Annotated in this window: 14 protein-coding genes; 2 read left to right on the forward strand and 12 right to left on the reverse strand. The window is 73.8% G+C overall.

Annotated elements, in window-relative coordinates; genetic code table 11:
• Positions 1–30 precede the first annotated feature (30 nt).
• Positions 31–1554 (forward strand): hypothetical protein, encoded by a 1524-nt coding sequence (locus tag ACH4K1_RS06445; RefSeq protein ID WP_398087192.1) that lies wholly within the window; start codon positions 31–33, stop codon positions 1552–1554.
• On the opposite strand, the gene ACH4K1_RS06450 is transcribed toward ACH4K1_RS06445, so the two are convergent.
• Genes ACH4K1_RS06450 through ACH4K1_RS06460 form a run of 3 tightly spaced genes read right to left on the reverse strand, consistent with a single transcriptional unit; the run spans position 1523 to position 5711 of the window.
• The gene (locus tag ACH4K1_RS06450; RefSeq protein WP_398087193.1) at positions 1523–2767 is read right to left on the reverse strand and encodes a hypothetical protein; all 1245 of its coding nucleotides are present in this window, start codon (positions 2765–2767) and stop codon (positions 1523–1525) included. The genes ACH4K1_RS06445 and ACH4K1_RS06450 overlap by 32 nt on opposite strands.
• Complete coding sequence (locus ACH4K1_RS06455; RefSeq protein ID WP_398087194.1) at positions 2764–4452, reverse strand: lipopolysaccharide biosynthesis protein; 1689 nt, start codon at positions 4450–4452, stop codon at positions 2764–2766. The genes ACH4K1_RS06450 and ACH4K1_RS06455 overlap by 4 nt, the downstream gene beginning before the upstream one ends.
• Positions 4449–5711, reverse strand: a complete 1263-nt coding sequence (locus tag ACH4K1_RS06460; RefSeq protein ID WP_398087196.1) for a glycosyltransferase — start codon at positions 5709–5711, stop codon at positions 4449–4451. Before ACH4K1_RS06460 ends, ACH4K1_RS06455 begins: the two co-directional genes overlap by 4 nt.
• 151 nt (positions 5712–5862) lie before the next feature.
• Between ACH4K1_RS06460 and ACH4K1_RS06465 the strand changes: the two genes are divergently transcribed.
• Positions 5863–6312, forward strand: coding sequence for an adenylyltransferase/cytidyltransferase family protein (locus ACH4K1_RS06465; RefSeq protein WP_228988805.1), 450 nt, complete (start codon positions 5863–5865; stop codon positions 6310–6312).
• Here ACH4K1_RS06465 and ACH4K1_RS06470 read toward each other — a convergent pair.
• The 9 genes from ACH4K1_RS06470 to ACH4K1_RS06510 form a co-directional block, all read right to left on the reverse strand.
• Complete coding sequence (locus tag ACH4K1_RS06470) at positions 6281–7015, reverse strand: CDP-alcohol phosphatidyltransferase family protein (RefSeq protein WP_398087199.1); 735 nt, start codon at positions 7013–7015, stop codon at positions 6281–6283. The two genes, ACH4K1_RS06465 and ACH4K1_RS06470, sit on opposite strands and share 32 nt — an antisense overlap.
• Before the next feature lie 116 nt (positions 7016–7131).
• On the reverse strand, positions 7132–7485 hold the full coding sequence (gene mnhG / locus ACH4K1_RS06475; protein ID WP_398087200.1) for a monovalent cation/H(+) antiporter subunit G: 354 nt from the start codon (positions 7483–7485) through the stop codon (positions 7132–7134).
• Positions 7482–7805 (reverse strand): monovalent cation/H+ antiporter complex subunit F, encoded by a 324-nt coding sequence (locus ACH4K1_RS06480; RefSeq protein ID WP_398087201.1) that lies wholly within the window; start codon positions 7803–7805, stop codon positions 7482–7484. Before ACH4K1_RS06480 ends, mnhG begins: the two co-directional genes overlap by 4 nt.
• A complete protein-coding gene (locus ACH4K1_RS06485) occupies positions 7802–8431 on the reverse strand; it encodes a Na+/H+ antiporter subunit E (protein WP_398087203.1) in 630 nt (209 codons plus the stop codon). The genes ACH4K1_RS06480 and ACH4K1_RS06485 overlap by 4 nt, the downstream gene beginning before the upstream one ends.
• Positions 8428–10080, reverse strand: coding sequence for a Na+/H+ antiporter subunit D (locus ACH4K1_RS06490; protein WP_398087204.1), 1653 nt, complete (start codon positions 10078–10080; stop codon positions 8428–8430). The genes ACH4K1_RS06485 and ACH4K1_RS06490 overlap by 4 nt, the downstream gene beginning before the upstream one ends.
• Entirely contained in the window at positions 10077–10694 is a 618-nt protein-coding gene (locus ACH4K1_RS06495) for a Na(+)/H(+) antiporter subunit C (RefSeq protein ID WP_398087206.1), read from the reverse strand. The genes ACH4K1_RS06490 and ACH4K1_RS06495 overlap by 4 nt, the downstream gene beginning before the upstream one ends.
• Positions 10691–13594: a Na+/H+ antiporter subunit A gene (locus tag ACH4K1_RS06500; protein WP_398087207.1), complete on the reverse strand. Its 2904-nt coding sequence runs from the start codon at positions 13592–13594 to the stop codon at positions 10691–10693. The genes ACH4K1_RS06495 and ACH4K1_RS06500 overlap by 4 nt, the downstream gene beginning before the upstream one ends.
• A gap of 204 nt (positions 13595–13798) precedes the next feature.
• Positions 13799–14200, reverse strand: coding sequence for a RidA family protein (locus ACH4K1_RS06505; RefSeq protein ID WP_398087209.1), 402 nt, complete (start codon positions 14198–14200; stop codon positions 13799–13801).
• Positions 14197–15435: an acyl-CoA dehydrogenase family protein gene (locus tag ACH4K1_RS06510; protein ID WP_398087210.1), complete on the reverse strand. Its 1239-nt coding sequence runs from the start codon at positions 15433–15435 to the stop codon at positions 14197–14199. Before ACH4K1_RS06510 ends, ACH4K1_RS06505 begins: the two co-directional genes overlap by 4 nt.
• Positions 15436–15573: the final 138 nt, after the last annotated feature.

Here is a 15573-nt window from a genome sequence, read left to right on the forward strand (position 1 = left end):
GTGCAGCGGTTCACTGATCCGGGGGGGCGCATGACGTCGGTGCACACATCGGCGCACCCGCCGACGCGGGAGAAGGCGGCGGGAAGGGCCCCCGGGAAGGCCGACGGGACGCCCGCGCGGCCGATCGCCTGGGCGATGCTGTCCCGGGCGGTGGCGGTCCCGCTCATCCTGGGACTGGTCTGCTTCCTGCCCGCCGTGATCGCCGCCCAGCCCGGCACCGGGGTGCGGGACACCGCGTACTGGCTCCAACTGGTGCTGACCTGCTATGCGGGGGCCCGGCTGGCGACGATGATCCTGTCGACCCGGCGGCGGCTGCTCCAGGGCGTCTTCTGGATGTTCGTGTACATCGCGATGGGCGTGGCCCCGTTCGCCCAGGTGGTGATCGGCCAGACCCCGACGCCGATGGTGGGGCCGCGCCAGGACCTGATCACGGCCATCGCGATGGTCCTGGTGGGATGCGCCGCCTATGACCTGGGGGCGCTGCTGGCCTCCCGGCGCCCGCTGCGCCGCCGCAGGCCCTCGGCGCGGAGCTGGGGACCGGCCGTGGCCCATCCCGTGCGGCTGCGGCTGCTGGTGCTGCTGGCTTTCACGGCAAGCGCGTTCTACGTCCTGAAGCTGGGCGGCCCCGCGGTCTTCTTCTCCAGCCGGCAGGAGATCAACGAGACCGTCGCGGCGAGCGGTGTGGTCGCCGAGGGGTCCAACGTCGGCTCGGCGTTCCTCAAGGGCTTCGGCCAGGTCCCGGCGCTGCTGGCGCTGCTCTTCTACACCCGCCGTCTGGCGACCTCCCGCCGGGCCCGGCGCGCCCCGTCCACGGTGCTGGCGTGGGTGGCGCTGGCGGTGTTGAACCTCGTGGTGAACAACCCCATATCCAATGCCCGTTACTGGTTCCTGACGGTGCTGCTGGCGTTCGTGTTCACCGCGCTCCCGAGCAGCGCGGCGGTCTACCGCACGGTGCTGGCGACGGGGGTGGTGGGGGCGCTGGTGGTGTTCCCGTACGCGGACAAGTTCCGGTACGACGAGGGCGGGCAGCGGCCCGCGCAGTCGGCCTCGGTCTTCGAGCCGCTGGTGACCAAGGACTACGACCAGATGGTGATGTTCGCCAACACCATCTCGTGGGTCGACACCCGGGACCACACTTACGGCCGCCAACTGACGGGCTCCGCCCTGTTCTTCGTGCCGCGTGCGGTGTGGAGCGGGAAGCCGGAGGACACCGGGGTCCGGGTCGGTCAGTGGATGGGGCTGCGGATGACCAATCTCTCCGCCCCGCTGTGGACCGAGTTCTGGGTCGACGCGGGCGCGGCCGGCATGGTCGGCGGCATGGCGCTGATCGGTTACGCGGCGGCCCGCACCGACCGCCGGTACGCGCTCGCCGTCACCCGGGCCGGCCCCGGTCCGGGCAGCGTGCTGGCCATCGCCGCGCCGTTGATCGCCGGGTACACCTTCATCCTGCTGCGCGGCCCGCTGCTCCAGGCGGCGGGGAAGCTGGCCATCGCGGCGCTGTGCCTGCTGCTGCTCAGCACGTTCAGGGAGCAGCGGGTGAAGCGGCGGCGCTGACGGCGTCCGCCGGGTCCGGCCCGCGGCGCCGCAGCCGGGCCACCCTGGTCCAGGTGGCCGCCGCCTTGCAGAGCGAGCCCAGGAACAGGCCCCAGGCCGCGCCCGGGATGCCGCCGACGAGGTAGCCGCCCGCGAGGAACGCCACGGCGGTGAGGGAGAAGACGACCTGGAGGGCGAGGGTGGTGCGCGGGTCGAGCATGCGCAGGGCGAGCAGGCCGCAGGTGCCGACCGCCATCGCGGCGTACTGGCTGCCGGTGGCGGGGAGCAGGGCGGCGGCGGCGGGCCAGGTGTCGCCGAGGAGCCGGCGGCCCGCCGTGTCGGGCAGCAGGGCGAGCACGGTGGCCCAGAGCGCGGCGGTCGTCGCGAGGACGGCGGCGAGGGCGGCGGTGGCGCGGACCCGGCGGCGTTCGTCGCCGATGCGGCCGAGCAGCGGGGGGCCGAAGGAGGTCGCCGAGGTGTAGAGCACGTTGAGCGGGCCGAACAGGGTGGTGGCCCCGCGCAGCGCGCCGATCAGGAGCGGGGTGCCGACCGCGCCGAGGCCGAGGACGGAGAGCTGGCCGGTCGCGTTGCCCACACCGAACTCGACGGTGAAGCGCTGCCCGAGGTGGCCGCGCCGCAGCATCGGGCGCAGCTGGACGCCAGCCCCCGGGGTGGCCCGGTGGAGGAGGGCGGCGGACAGCAGGAGAGCGGGCAGGGCGGACAGGCCCCAGACGGCGATCAGGCGCGCCGGGGACGCCCCGTACGTCTGCGCGGAGAGCGCCGCGACCGCCCCGGCCAGCCGCAACAGGTCGGAGAGCAGGGCGAGGTGGGGCAGCTGGAGGGTGGAGAAGGCGTACCGCACGGCGTCCTGTCCCAGCACCACGGGGAGGACGAGGCCGAGCATCGCCAGGCCCCCTGCCGTGCCGCCGGGGAGGAGGGCGCAGACCGCCGCGAGGGGCGCGCCGAGGGCCGCCGCCGCGAGGACGGTGAAGGCGACGGCGGAACGGCACGCGCTCCGCGCCTCCTCCCCCGCGCCGCGCCGGAGGACCAACGGCTGCCCGGTGTACGCCCCCGAGGCGCCGAGGAACACCGTGAAGACCAGGTAGACGGCGGAGAACCGGGCGAAGTCGGAGACGGTGGTCAGGCGGGCGGCGGCCACCAGCACCAGGATGTTGGTGAGCGCCGCCACCCCCTGGTCGGCGACCGAGCAGAGGACGGCGGTGCGGGCTCTCACCGGCGCGCGGCCGGCTGGGTGAAGGCGCGCAGGCCGAGGGTTTCGGTGGGGTCGCCGGTCAGCTCGGGCCCGTCCGCCTCGACCGCCGGGGCTCCGCCCCCGCCTCCGGAGCGGCGGCGGGCGGAGGCGGTCCGGCGCTCGGTCCGGCGCAGGCGTCCCCGGCTCGGGTGGAGCAGCGCGCCGAGGACGGAGCCGCCGGAGGCGCCGATGATCTCGCGGATGCGTTCCAGGTCGCTGCGGTGCACCTCGCGCGGGTCGCAGACGATCATGACGCCTTCCACCCGGTCGACCAGGGCGACCGCGTCCGCGTAGGAGAGGACGGGCGGGGCGAGGACGATGACGACGACGCCCGGCCGGTCGGCCTCCGCGACGATGCGGCCGACCGGCGGGGAGGTCAGGGCGCGCGGGACGTTGTCGGCGGTGGTGCCGGGGACCAGGGCGAAGGCCCCGGAGCCCGGCACGTCCACGTTGATGCGGCCGCCGTTGGGCCAGGTGCGGTCGCCCTCCTCGGCGGCCCAGCGCGGCGGACGCATCTCGTGGGCGGACTTGCCCAGGTCGCGGGCGAGGGAGGGGGTGCGCAGATCGGCCTCGACGAGCAGGACGTCGCGGCCCATCTCGGCGAAGGCGGCGGCCAGGTTGGCGGCAGCGGCGGCGGCGGCAGCGTTGTCGCCGCGCGGCGCGGTGACCAGGAGCCGGCGGCGCTCGGCGAACGACGGGTCGTAGGCGAGCCGGAAGGCGACGGCCCGGTACTCCTCGGCCAGCCGGGAGCTGCCGCGGCCGATGGCGAGCAGGCCGGCGGCGGCGGTGCGTTCGCGGGGCAGGGTGCCGAGCAGCGGCGCGCCGAGGGAGTGGACGAGCTCGCGGGTGGAGCGTACGGCGGGGTCGAAGACGAGGCGCACCCAGGAGAGCAGCAGTCCGAGGGCGAGGCCGACGACCCCCCCGAGGCCGAGGAGCAGGAGCAGCCCCGGCCCGGTGGGCGAGGTGGGGGCGACGGGCTTCTTGTTGAGGTAACCGGGGGTGGTGTCCAGGGCCTTGAGTTCGGAGATCTTCCGGCTCAGCTCGGAGATGGAGACGATGATGTTGGCGCGGGCGCTGGTGACGTCGTCGGCCGCGCCGGCGCCGGTCTGCTTCTCCAGCAGGTCGCGTTTCTCCTCCAGCGGACCGAGCTGGGCCCGGTAGCCGTCGGACATGTTCTGGATGCTCTCCTCGGTGCGCGCCTTGCGGTGGGTCAGGTAGGCGCCCGCGAGGGCTTCGGCGCGGGCGCGGGCCTGCTCGGGGGTGGCGGCGGTGTAGGAGAAGCGGAGGGTGAGGGTGTTGGGCGGGTTGGTGACCTGGAGGCCGGTGAGGAGCTCCTGGGCGGTGACGTCGTCGCCCGTCTTGAGGAGGGTTCCGGCGGCCAGGGTGCCGACGGTGTCGCTGACGGCGGTCTGGCGTTCGGAGCCGATGTTGATGCCCTTGTCGGCGGTGGCGCCGGCGGCGAAGGGGTCGGAGATCGCGGAGCGTACGAGCACCTCGCCGGTGGCCGTGTAGGTGTCCTCGCCGCCGAGGGCGAGGTAGCCGCCGCCGAGCAGGCCGATGACGACGCCGGCGGCCAGCAGCGAGCGGTAGCGCAGGAGTTGGCGGAACTGGTCGCGCAGGAGCGCCGGTTCGTCCTGCTCGTCCGGGGCGCGGTGCTGCGTGGTCATCGGCGGTGGCTCCCTCGGGTGTCCGGCAGGACCTCGTCGAGCAGGGCGTCGAAGCGGGCGAGCCCCGCCTCCCGGCTCAGGTGGCGGGCGACGTAGCGGGGGCCCTCGGCTCCGAGGGCGTCGGCGGCCGCCGGGTCGGCGGCCAGCTTCCGCACGGCTTCGAGCAGGGCGGCGGGGTCCTCGGGGGCGACGAGGAGGCCGGCCCTCGAGCGGCGGACCTCGTCGGCGGTGCCGCCCTCGTCGGCGACGGAGGCGATCACGGGACGTGCGGAGGTGAAGTAGGAGGTGAGCTTGGAGGGGACGCTCATATCGAGGACCGAGGCGCGCTGGGTGACCGCGAGGACGTCGGCGGCGGCGAGGACGTCGGTGAACTCCTCGGCCCCGGCGGGCTCCAGGAAGTCCACGTTGGGCAGCCGTTCGGCGCGGGCGCGCAGGGCGTCGCGCTGGTTGCCGCCGCCCATCAGGACGACGCGGACGTCGGGGGCGAGGCGGGCGGCGTCCACCAGGACCTCCAGCCCCTGTTTGAGGCCCATGTTGCCGGAGTGCAGGATCACCGGGGTGGACTCGGCCCAGCCGAGCCGGGCCCGGGTCGCGGCCCGGTCGGCGGTGGGGGCCTGCACATGGGTCCAGTTGGGGACGATCCGGATGCGGCCGGGGTCGACGCCGAGCGCCCGGACGCCGGGGACGAAGCTCTCGTGGATGACGCCGACGAGGGCGGCCCCGCGCAGGGCGTACCGTTCGGCCGCCGCGGCGACGGCCGCGGCCCTGCCGCCGCCCCGGATGCCGCTCTGCGCCGCGGCGGCGCCCATCAGGTCCTGGACGACGGGTATGTGGGGGACGCGGTGGCGGCGGGCGATACGGGCCCCGATGACGCCCCCGGCGAGGCTGGGCATCTGGGAGACCACGGCGTCGGGCCGGCCCGGCGGCGGGGCGAACAGCCCGGTCGCCAGGACGCTCGCCTCGAACGCGGCGCGCCTCAGGGCGGTCTGACGGGGCGGCACGTAGTGCCGGCGCCGGTGCACGCCGACGCCGCCGCGTATCTCGACCGTCCGCCAGACGCCCCGGTAACCCTCCTCCACCTGCCAGGACGGGTAGTGCGGCAGGCCGGTGAGGGCCCGGACGCGGGCGCCGGACGCGGCCCAGTGCTCGGCCAGTTGGGTCGCGTAGGGGCCTATGCCGGTGAGCTCCGGTGCGTAGTTGGTCGACACCACCAGAAGGCGGCGGCCTCCGAGCGGACTGGTCCCTGAAGCTTCGGACATCGGACGATCGCCTTCCCCCCACGACAACCGCTGTCCCCGACGGGGAACAGCCCGTGCCGAGCTTATCCGTTCACGGCTTGCACAAGTGTTCTTCACAGTAAGGTCGGTGGAACATCACCGGATCATGTTCACCGTGGGGGGAGAGATACGGATGGTGCAGCACAGGGTGGGTTACGCACCCGGGGTGTACGACCTGTTCCACGTCGGGCACCTCAACATTCTGCGGCATGCCCGCAGCCAGTGCGACTACCTGGTGGCGGGGGTCGTGTCGGACGAGATGGCGGCCCTCGCCAAGGGCCACACGCCGGTCGTCCCGCTCCGCGAACGCCTGGAGATCGTCCGCAGCGTGCGCTTCGTGGACGCCGCGTTCGTGGAGACCGTGCCGGACAAGGTCGAGACCTGGCAGCAGGTCCGGTTCGACGTGATCTTCAAGGGGGACGACTGGCGGGGCACGGAGAAGGGCCGGAAGCTGGAGCGCGACTTCGCCGAAGTGGGCGTGGAGGTCGTCTACTTCCCGTACACCGTGCACACGTCCAGCACCCAGCTGCGCCGGGCGCTGGACGTCCTCGTCAACCGGCCCGGAGCGCTTTCAGCTCCCTGAACCACTTGGCGAGGAAGGCCGCCAGGAACAGCGTGTGCACCACCGCGAGCACGGCGTACCCGGCACGGAAGGCCCCGGGTGCGCCGAGCAGCAGGAACACCAGGCAGAACACGCCGTAGTCGGCGGGCAGCAGGAACACCGCCCGCACCGGGGAGGCCGGCGCCGCGGGCACCGCCCACGAAGGGCCCCGGGCGCTCGCCGCCGCCCTGCCGAGCTGTTCGCGCAGCAGCCCGGCGCAGAAGGTGACCACGGCGACCAGCTGGAAGCCCAGCGGCAGCAACAGCCAGGCGTCAGAGGGCAGTTCTCCGAAACGGTAGAAGGAGATCAGGACGGCGGTGTGGACGAGCACCAGCTTGCCGCAGTCCACCACGTGGTCCAGCCACTCCCCGTCGGGCCCGCCCCGGCCGGTGAGCCGGGCGAGCTGCCCGTCCGCCGAGTCGAGGGCGAAGCCGATCACGAGGGCCGCGCAGACCAGGACGGCGAGCGTTCCGGACGGCTCCACGAGGGCGACCGCGGCCAGGGCGCCATAGGTGAACAGCGCGCTCACCAGAGTTACTTGGTTGGGCGTCATGCCCGCCTTGAAGGCCCCGGCCGCGAGCACGCGTCCGGCGGGCCGGTTCACGTACCGCGAGTAGAGCGAGACGCCCTTGGCGCTCTTCTGTGCGCCGCGCAATTCGCGCAGCACCGTGCCCGTGCTTCCCATACGCCCCCCAGCGTCCGGCATGGTCCGCCCGCATCATGGCACGTGGAGGCCGGCCCCGGGGCGTTTTGGCGGCAGGGGGGCGGTTCGCACAGCGGGGGGCCTGCCCCGCCCCGGCCTCATCTGCCGTCGGTGAGCTGTTCGTCGAGTTCGTCGAAGAGCAGGTCCTCGTGGTCGACCTGGCCCGTGCGGTACGCGGAACGGGCCACCAGGTGGGAGGCCACCGGCCCGGTGAGCATCTGGAAGAAGGCGATGAGGGCCAGGGTGGCGAGGTCCGTCCCGCTGCGCAGCCGCAGCGCCACCCCGGCCAGCACCAGGATCATGCCGAGGGTCTGCGGCTTGGTCGCCGCGTGGCTGCGGGAGAGGACGTCGGGCAGCCGGACCATGCCGATCACCCCGAGCAGACAGATCGCGGCGCCCAGGAGGAGCAGCGCGGCGCCGGCCGTGTCGACGATCTGGAGCCAGACGTTCATCGCGGGTCCTCCTCGGGCGCGCCGGGGCGCAGGGGGCGGGGCCGGTCGCGTACGGCGATGAAGCGGGCGATGCCCACCGAGCCGGTGAACCCGAGGAACGCCAGCACCAGCATGATCGGGAAGTAGAACGGGTCACGCGCGAACGCCGATTTGGCGGCGAGGCCCGCGATGATCAGGGCGGCGCAGACGTCCAGCGAGATCGCCCGGTCCAGCATGGAGGGGCCGCGCCAGATCCGGGCCAGCAGCAGGGCGCCGGCGACGAGGACCAGCACGACGGCGGCGGTCAGCAGGATCCGGTCGGCCTGTTCGGGTGCGGTCATGGTGCGGGCCTCCCGGCGGCGAGCTGGGGCGGTGGCGGGGGTTCGGCGACGCGGGCGATCTCGTCGGGGGTGCCGAAGGCCCGTACGGTCAGTTCCTCCATCCGCCAGACCTGGCGGCGGGCGGCTTCCAGCTCCTCGGGCCGGTCGGCGTCCAGGACGTGCAGGAAGACGGTGGCGGTGGCCCGGCGCACCTCGATGATGGAGCCGCCGGGGACGTTGGAGACGGCGACGGCGGTGGCCGCGAGCATCAGGTCGCCGCGGCAGCGCAGGGGGACGCCGATGACGGCGGCCCGGTGGGGCAGGCCGAAGAAGGTCTGCCGGGTGACCTTCACCCCCGAGGTGTACATGTCGTGGAAGAGGTAGCAGGCCAGGCGGAGGATGCCCCAGGGGTGGAGCCGCAGCCCGAGGTCCACCCGGGGCAGCGGGAAGGCCAGGCAGACGGCGACCGAGACGACCAGGCCGGTGAGGACGTTCGCCCAGGTCACCGTGGACCAGAGCAGCACCCAGATGACGGTCAGCCAGGCGATCAGCGGCAGGTCCAGCACCCGTCTGCGGCGGGTTCCGAACTCGCAGCTCAGCGGCGGCAGATCGGCGTTGCGGAACGAGAAGCGAAGCCCGCGTCTCACCGGCCCAGCACCTCCTGGATGTAGGGGGACCGCTGGATGAGTTCGGCGGCCGTACGGTCGGTGTAGGAGGTGAGCGGGTCGGCGAACACGGTGAAGGCGAGGGCGATGGCGATGGTGGCGGCGGTGGCCGCGGTCATCGGGTGGGGCAGCCGGCTGGTGGTGGTGACGGCCCGGCCGTGCAGGGTCGCGGCGACGGCCCGGCCCGCCGGGCGCTTGACGGGCGCGGTGCCCTCGTCGCCGGTGCCGGGGATGTCGTCGGGGCCCGCGTCGCTGTCGTCGTCGCTGTCGTCGCCGGACTCCAGGACGGTGCCCGCGGCGGCCTGGCCGGGCGGGGCCGCGCGCCAGAAGGCCAAATTCCAGACCTTGGCGACGACGTAGAGGGTGAGCAGGCTGGTGGCGGCCGAGCCGGCGACCAGGACCCAGGCCCAGACGCCGCCGTCCGCGACGCCCGCCCGCATCAGCCCCAGCTTGCCGATGAAACCGGAGAGCGGAGGGATTCCGGCGAGGTTCATCGCCGGGACGAAGAAGAGCAGGGCGAGCATCGGGGCGGCCCTGGCGATGCCGCCGAGGCGGGTCAACTCGGTGGTCCCGCCCCGGCGTTCGATGAGCCCGGCGACGAGGAACAGGGCCGTCTGGACGGTGATGTGGTGGGCGACGTACACGATGGCCCCGCCGTACGCCTCCCGGGTGGCGAGGCCGATCCCGAAGACCATGTAGCCGATGTGGCTGATCAGGGTGAAGGAGAGCAGCCGCTTGAGGTCGGTCTGGGCGACCGCGCCGAGGATGCCGATGACCATCGAGGCCAGCGCGATGGCCATGAGGAGGTCCCCGAGGCGGTTGCCGGGGAAGATCAGGGTCTCGGTGCGCAGCATGCAGTAGACGCCCACCTTGGTGAGCAGTCCGGCGAAGACGGCGGTGACCGGGGCGGGGGCGGTCGGGTAGGAGTCGGGCAGCCAGGCGGCGAGCGGGAAGACGGCGGCCTTGATGGCGAAGACGGTCAGCAGCATCGCCTGGATCAGGGTCTGCACCCCGAGGGGGAGGTCGGCCACGCGGGTGGCGAGCTGGGCGAAGTTGGCGGTGCCGGCGGCCGCGTACGTCATGGCGATGGCGGTGAGGAAGAGCATCGAGGAGAACAGCGAGATGATCACGTACGTGGAGCCCGCCCGCATCCGGGGACCGGTGCCGCCGAGGGTGAGCAGGACGAAGCTGGCGACCAGCATGATCTCGAAGCCGACGTAGAGGTTGACGAGGTCGCCGGCGAGGAAGGTGCAGGAGACCCCGGAGACCAGGATCAGGTAGGCGGGGTGGAAGACGGCGAGCGGGGTCTCCTTGTCCCGGTCGGTCATGCCCTGGCCGAGGGAGTAGACCAGCACGCACAGCGTCACGGCCGAGGAGACGGTGAGCATCAGCCCGGACAGCCGGTCGGCGACCAGGGTGATGCCGAGCGGCGGGGCGAAGTCGCCGAGGTGGACGGAGAGCGGGCCCTGCCGGTCGGCGGCGACCATGAGGGTCACCGAGAGCGCGAGCACGGCGGCGAGCACCGCGACGCTGATGAAGCGCTGGAAGCGTGCCAGCCGGACGCCGAAGGCGAGGCTGAGGCCGGTGGCGCACAGCGGCAGCAGCACCGGCAGCGGAACGATCGCGTTCATCCGTCAGCTCCTCGGTCGCGGGGGTAGCGGTCGTCCGCCTTGGCGTCGCCTTCGCGCGCGTAGTCCTCCGGGTCGGCGCCGAGGACGTCGTTCCAGAGGTTTCCGGAGGCGTCGCGGCCGCGGGCCTGGCGGGCCCGGTCGGCGCGGAGCCGGTCGCGGAGGCGACGGCGCTCCTCGCGGTAGCGTTCGCGCTCCTCGGCGGTGGGCTCGGCCCCCGTCCGGAACTGCTCCCGCAACTCGGCCCGCTCGTCCAGCACTTCGGCACGCAGCACGATGCGCCGGTCCTCCAGGTCGTCGTGGACCTCGTCGGTGCCGGTGAGCTGGTGGCTGCGGTAGGCCATGGCCAGCAGGAACGCGGTGGTGGCCAGGGTGATGACGATGGCGGTCAGCGCGATGGCCTGCGGCAGCGGGTCGGTGACCCGGCTCAACGAGACCCCGTAGAGCAGGGGTTCGGCGCCGGCCCGGCCGGTGGTGGAGAGGACCAGCAGGTTGACGCCGTTGCCGACGATGACGGCGCCGAGCAGGATGCGGGTCAGCGGACGGGTGAGCATGAGGATGCCGCCGACGGCGCAGAGCACGACGGCCGTGGCGATGAGCGAGGCGCTGACGGTCATCGGGCGCTCCCTCCCGCTTCGGGTCCGCCTTCGGGGGTGAGGACGCCCGCCGCCCGTTCGGTCTGGCGGTCGACCTTGGCGCCGAGGGCGCGCACGATGTCCAGGACGACGCCGAGCACCAGCAGGTAGACGCCGAAGTCGAAGAGGACCGCGGTGCTCAGGTGGTAGTCCCCGAAGACCGGCAGGTGTCCGTGGTACGTGAAGGCGTGCAGGACGGTGCCGTCCACGAGGCCGAGGAGGCCGGTGCCGGTGGAGACGAAGAGGCCGAGGCCGGTGAAGAGTCCGGGCTGGAGGGGGGCGGCCTGGGCGAGTTCGAAGCGGCCGCCCGCCAGGTAGCGGGTGATCATCGCGAGTCCGGCGACGAGTCCGGCGACGAACCCGCCGCCGGGCAGGCTCTCGGCACAGAACAGCAGGTAGACCGAGAGCACCAGGATCGGATGGAACAGCAGCCGGGCCACGACTTCGAAGACGATCGAGCGGTGCTCGGGGGCGAGGGTGGAGCCGGCGGCCAGCCAGTCGCGTTCGGGCGCCACCTCGTCGCCCTGCGGCAGCCGGGCGGAGTGGTGCGCGGACAGCGACCAGGCGGTGGGGCCCCGCAACTCCTCCGGGGCCATGGTGCCCTCGCTGCGGCGGTGCAGGTAGATGAGGCTGGTGACGCCGATCGCGGCGGCGGCCAGCACGGCCGACTCCCCCATCGTGTCCCAGGCGCGCAGGTCGACGAGGATGGTGGCCACGACGTCCTTGAGCCCGTGGTCGGCCACCTCCTCGACCATGGCGGCGCCGGCCGGTTCGGCGGTGCGCGCGGCGGCGGTGACCCAGACGCCGACGCCGACGGTGGCCGCGGCGGCGAGGGCCACGGGGACGCGGACGGCCCGCCGCCAGGTGGACACGGTCTCCTGGAAGTGGACGGGCATGCGGCGCAGCACCAGGACGAAGACGATCATCGCGACCGTCTCGACGCAGAACTGGGTGAGCGCCAGGTCGGGGGCGCCCTGGACGACGAAGAGCAGTGCGGTGCCGTAACCGGTCAGCCCGGCCAGCACGACGGCCTTCATCCGCCGCCGCACCGTCAGGCAGAGCAGGGCGGCGGCGCAGGTCAGGACGGCGACCGCGCCTTGGAGGGGGTTGTCCCAGAGCCGGGGGCGCGCGGCCCCCTCCCAGGGGGTGTCGACCACGAGGACGGCGAACTGTCCGGCGAGCATGACGAGCAGGGTGGTGGCCAGGTACACGGAGAGGGAGCCGCGCTGGATGAAGCCGGTGACCTGGAGGGCGAGGCGTTCCTGCCCGAGCAGCAGATGGCCGAAGACGCTGTCGGCGGTGGGCCAGGCGATCCGCCGGGAGATCCGGGTGACCCGGGCGCGGGCGAGGAAGAGCACGGCGCCCGCGGCCCAGGCGAGGGCGGACAGCAGCAGGGCGGGCCCGAATCCGTGCCAGAGGGCGAGGTGGTACGGGTGGGGGCCGGCCGGGAACGTGTCGGCGTACGCGCTCAGCAGCCGGTCGGTCCAGCCGACGCCGGGACCGAGGACCAGGCCGAGGACGGCGAGCAGGGCGGGCGGGGCGAGGAAGGCCCACCCGACGCGGTGCACGGAGGTGTCCGGGAGGCCGGGCTTGCGGGCGAACGCGCCCCAGACGAACCGCAGGGTGTACGCGGTGGTCAGCGCGGACCCGGCGACGACGACGGCCAGCGCCCACCGTTCGGCGGCCGACCCGTGCAGCAGCGCCTCGAACGCGGCCTCCTTCGCGGCGAAGCCGAGCAGCGGGGGGAGGGCGGCCATCGAGGCGGCGGCGAGCCCGGCGACGGCGGCGACGTACGGCAGGGAGTGGCCGACTCCGGAGAGCCGCCGCAGATCGCGGGTGCCGGCCGCGTGGTCGACGATGCCGGTGACGAGGAACAGCGGGGCCTTGAAGAGGGCGTGGGCGAGGATCATCGCGACGGCGGCGAGGGCGGCGTCGCGGTTGCCGGTCCCGGCGAGCAGGATGAGGAAGCCGAGCTGGCTGACGGTGCCGTAGGCGAGCACGAGCTTGAGATCGTTCAGGCGCAGCGCCCGCCAGCCGCCCAGCAGCATGGTCGCGCCGCCGAGGACGAGGACGACGGGTTTCCAGAGGGGGACGTCGGCGAAGGCGGGGGCGAGCCGGGCGACCAGGTAGATCCCGGCCTTGACCATCGCGGCGGCGTGCAGATAGGCGCTGACGGGGGTCGGGGCGGCCATGGCGTTCGGCAGCCACATGGAGAACGGCCAGATCGCGGACTTCGACAGCGCCCCGCACAGCACGAGGACGAGGGCGACGGAGACGGCGAGCGTCGCGTCGGGCGGTTCGGCGACGATGGCGGAGATCCGGTACGTACCGGCGGCCTGACCGATGATCAGGAAGCCGATGAGCATGGCGAGCCCGCCGAAGGTGGTGACGACGAGGGCCTGGAGGGCGGAGCGGCGGCTGTGCCGGTGTTCGCTGCCGTGGCCGATCAGCAGATAGGAGAAGACCGTGGTCAGCTCCCAGAACACGTAGAGCGTGATCAGGTCGTCGGCGAGGACGAGGGCGAGCATCGCCCCGGCGAAGGCGAGGAGGTTCCCGGCGAAGCGGCCCAGCTGCGGGGTGTCGTCGGTGAAGTAGGAGGCGCAGTAGAGCAGGACGAGCGCTCCGACTCCGGCGGCGAGGAGCACCATCAGCTCGGACAGCGCGTCGAGCCGCAGGTCCACGGCGACGTCGTAGTCCGGGATCCACCGCCAGGACCAGGTGTCCGCGCCGCCGGACGCGGCGGTGCTCCAGCGGGTGAGCGCCCAGACGGCGGCGGCGGCCGGGGGCAGGGCGAGCACGGCGAACGCCCGTCGGCCCAGCCGGTGGACCAGCGGGCCCGCGCAGGCCGCCAGGGCGAAGTGGGCGACGATGAGCGCGATCACGGCGAGGGGTCCGGTCGGAACGGTGGAGAATCCGGCATAAAGGGCACTTAATACAGATATATCCCCTGGCCTGCTCCACCCGACCGGCGCGCCGCGCGTCCCCGTCCCACTGTGCTCACCCCGAGGCGACGGGGCGGGGCGAGCCGGGGCGGGGACGCCGCCTCACGACCGCGACGCGGGTCACGGCCTCACGGGGCCGCCGCCTCAGGGCAGCACCGCGATCCCGTCGATCTCGACCATCGCCTGTGCGTCCCAGAGCCGGGCCACGCCGATGACCGCCATCGCCGGGTAGTCCCGCCCGGCGAGCCTGCGCCAGATCCGGCCCAGTTCGGAGGCGTGGGAGCGGTAGTCGTCCACGTCGGTGGCGTACACCGTGACCCGGGCGAGGTCGGCGGGGGCGCCGCCGGCCGCGTGGAGGGCGGTGAGCAGATTGCCCAGCGCGACGGTGAACTGGTCGGGCAGGGTGTCCCCGACGACCTCGCCCCGCGGGTCGAGCGCGGTCTGCCCGGCGAGGAAGACCAGGTGCCCCCCGGTGGCGACGACCGCATGGCTGAATCCGGTGGGCGGGGAGAGTTCGGCGGGGTTGATCCGGTGGGACGGGCTCATGCGGGCGGCTCCTGGGTCGGGGTCGCGGCGGACGGCGGCTCGTGGACGGCGGAGGGGTCGGGCGGTACGGCGGAGGGGCCGGGGGCGGCGCGGGGCGGCCGGGGGACGTGCGGTCGCCGGCCGGCGTCCGCGTACAGCTCCTTGGCGATGATGGCGCGTTGCACCTCGCTCGCGCCCTCGTAGATGCGCGGCGCGCGGACCTCGCGGTAGAGGTGTTCGAGCAGATGGCCCCGGCGCAGGGCGCGGGCCCCGTGGAGTTGGACGGCGGTGTCGACGACGTACTGCGCGGTCTCGGTGGCGTACAGCTTGGCCATCGCCGCGCGGCGCGGTACGCCGTCCTCCCCCGCGTCGTACGCGGCGGCCGCCGCGTACACGAGGAGGCGGGCGGCCTCGGTGCGGGTGGCCATCTCCGCGACCTGGTGCGAGACGGCCTGGAGGTCGCTCAGCGGACCGCCGAACGCGGTCCGGCGGGCGGTGTGGTCCACGGTCGCGTCCAGCGCGGCGCGCGCCATGCCCACGGCGAACGCCCCGACGCTGGGCCGGAAGAGGTTGAGGGTGTTCATCGCGACCCGGAAGCCCCGGTCGACTTCGCCGACCACGTCGTCGGCGGTGACCGGTACGCCGTCGAATTCCAGGGTTCCGATGGGGTGCGGGGAGAGCATGTCCAGGGCGGAGCCGGTGAGCCCGGGGCGGTCGGCGGGGACCAGGAACGCGGTGACGCCCCGGGAGCCCGCACCGGGGGTGGTCCGGGCGAAGACCACGGCGAAGTCGGCCTCGGGGGCGTTGGAGATCCAGCACTTCTCGCCGGTGAGCGCCCAGCCGGTCGGGGTGGGCTCGGCCGCCAGGCTCAGCGCCGCCGCGTCGGAGCCCGCACCCGGCTCGCTCAGTGCGAACGCCGCGACGGCCCGCCCGGCCCGGACCTCGGGGAGCCAGCGTTCGCGGTGGGCGGGGGCGCCCGCCTGGACGATCGGAGCGGTGCCGAGGCCCTGGAGGGCGAGGGCGGTCTCGGCCTCGGCGCACCCCCGGGCCAGGGACTCGCGCAGCAGGCACAGCTCCAGGGCGCCGGAGCCGAGCATCCGGCCGAGGAGGCCGAACTCCCCGAGGGCCCTCAGCAGCGGGCGGTTGACGCGGCCGGGCTCTCCCTTCTCCGCGAGCGGGCGCAGCTCCCGCTCGGCGAGAGTGCGCAGCTCCTCGCACCAGGCGGTTTGTTCCGGTTCGAGGGAGAATGCCGTCATGGCGGCGCCTCTCTTGTCGCGTGTCCACCGTGTCGCGTCACTGTCATGTCGCCCCTACCGCGACGGTCGTGCCGCACCGGCCGCATCACCGGCTTATCGCGGACCGTTGACTACCGTCACCTAAACGATACGCTCCAG

This window comes from Streptomyces sp. NPDC017448 (assembly GCF_044330565.1).
GTDB lineage: Bacteria > Actinomycetota > Actinomycetes > Streptomycetales > Streptomycetaceae > Streptomyces.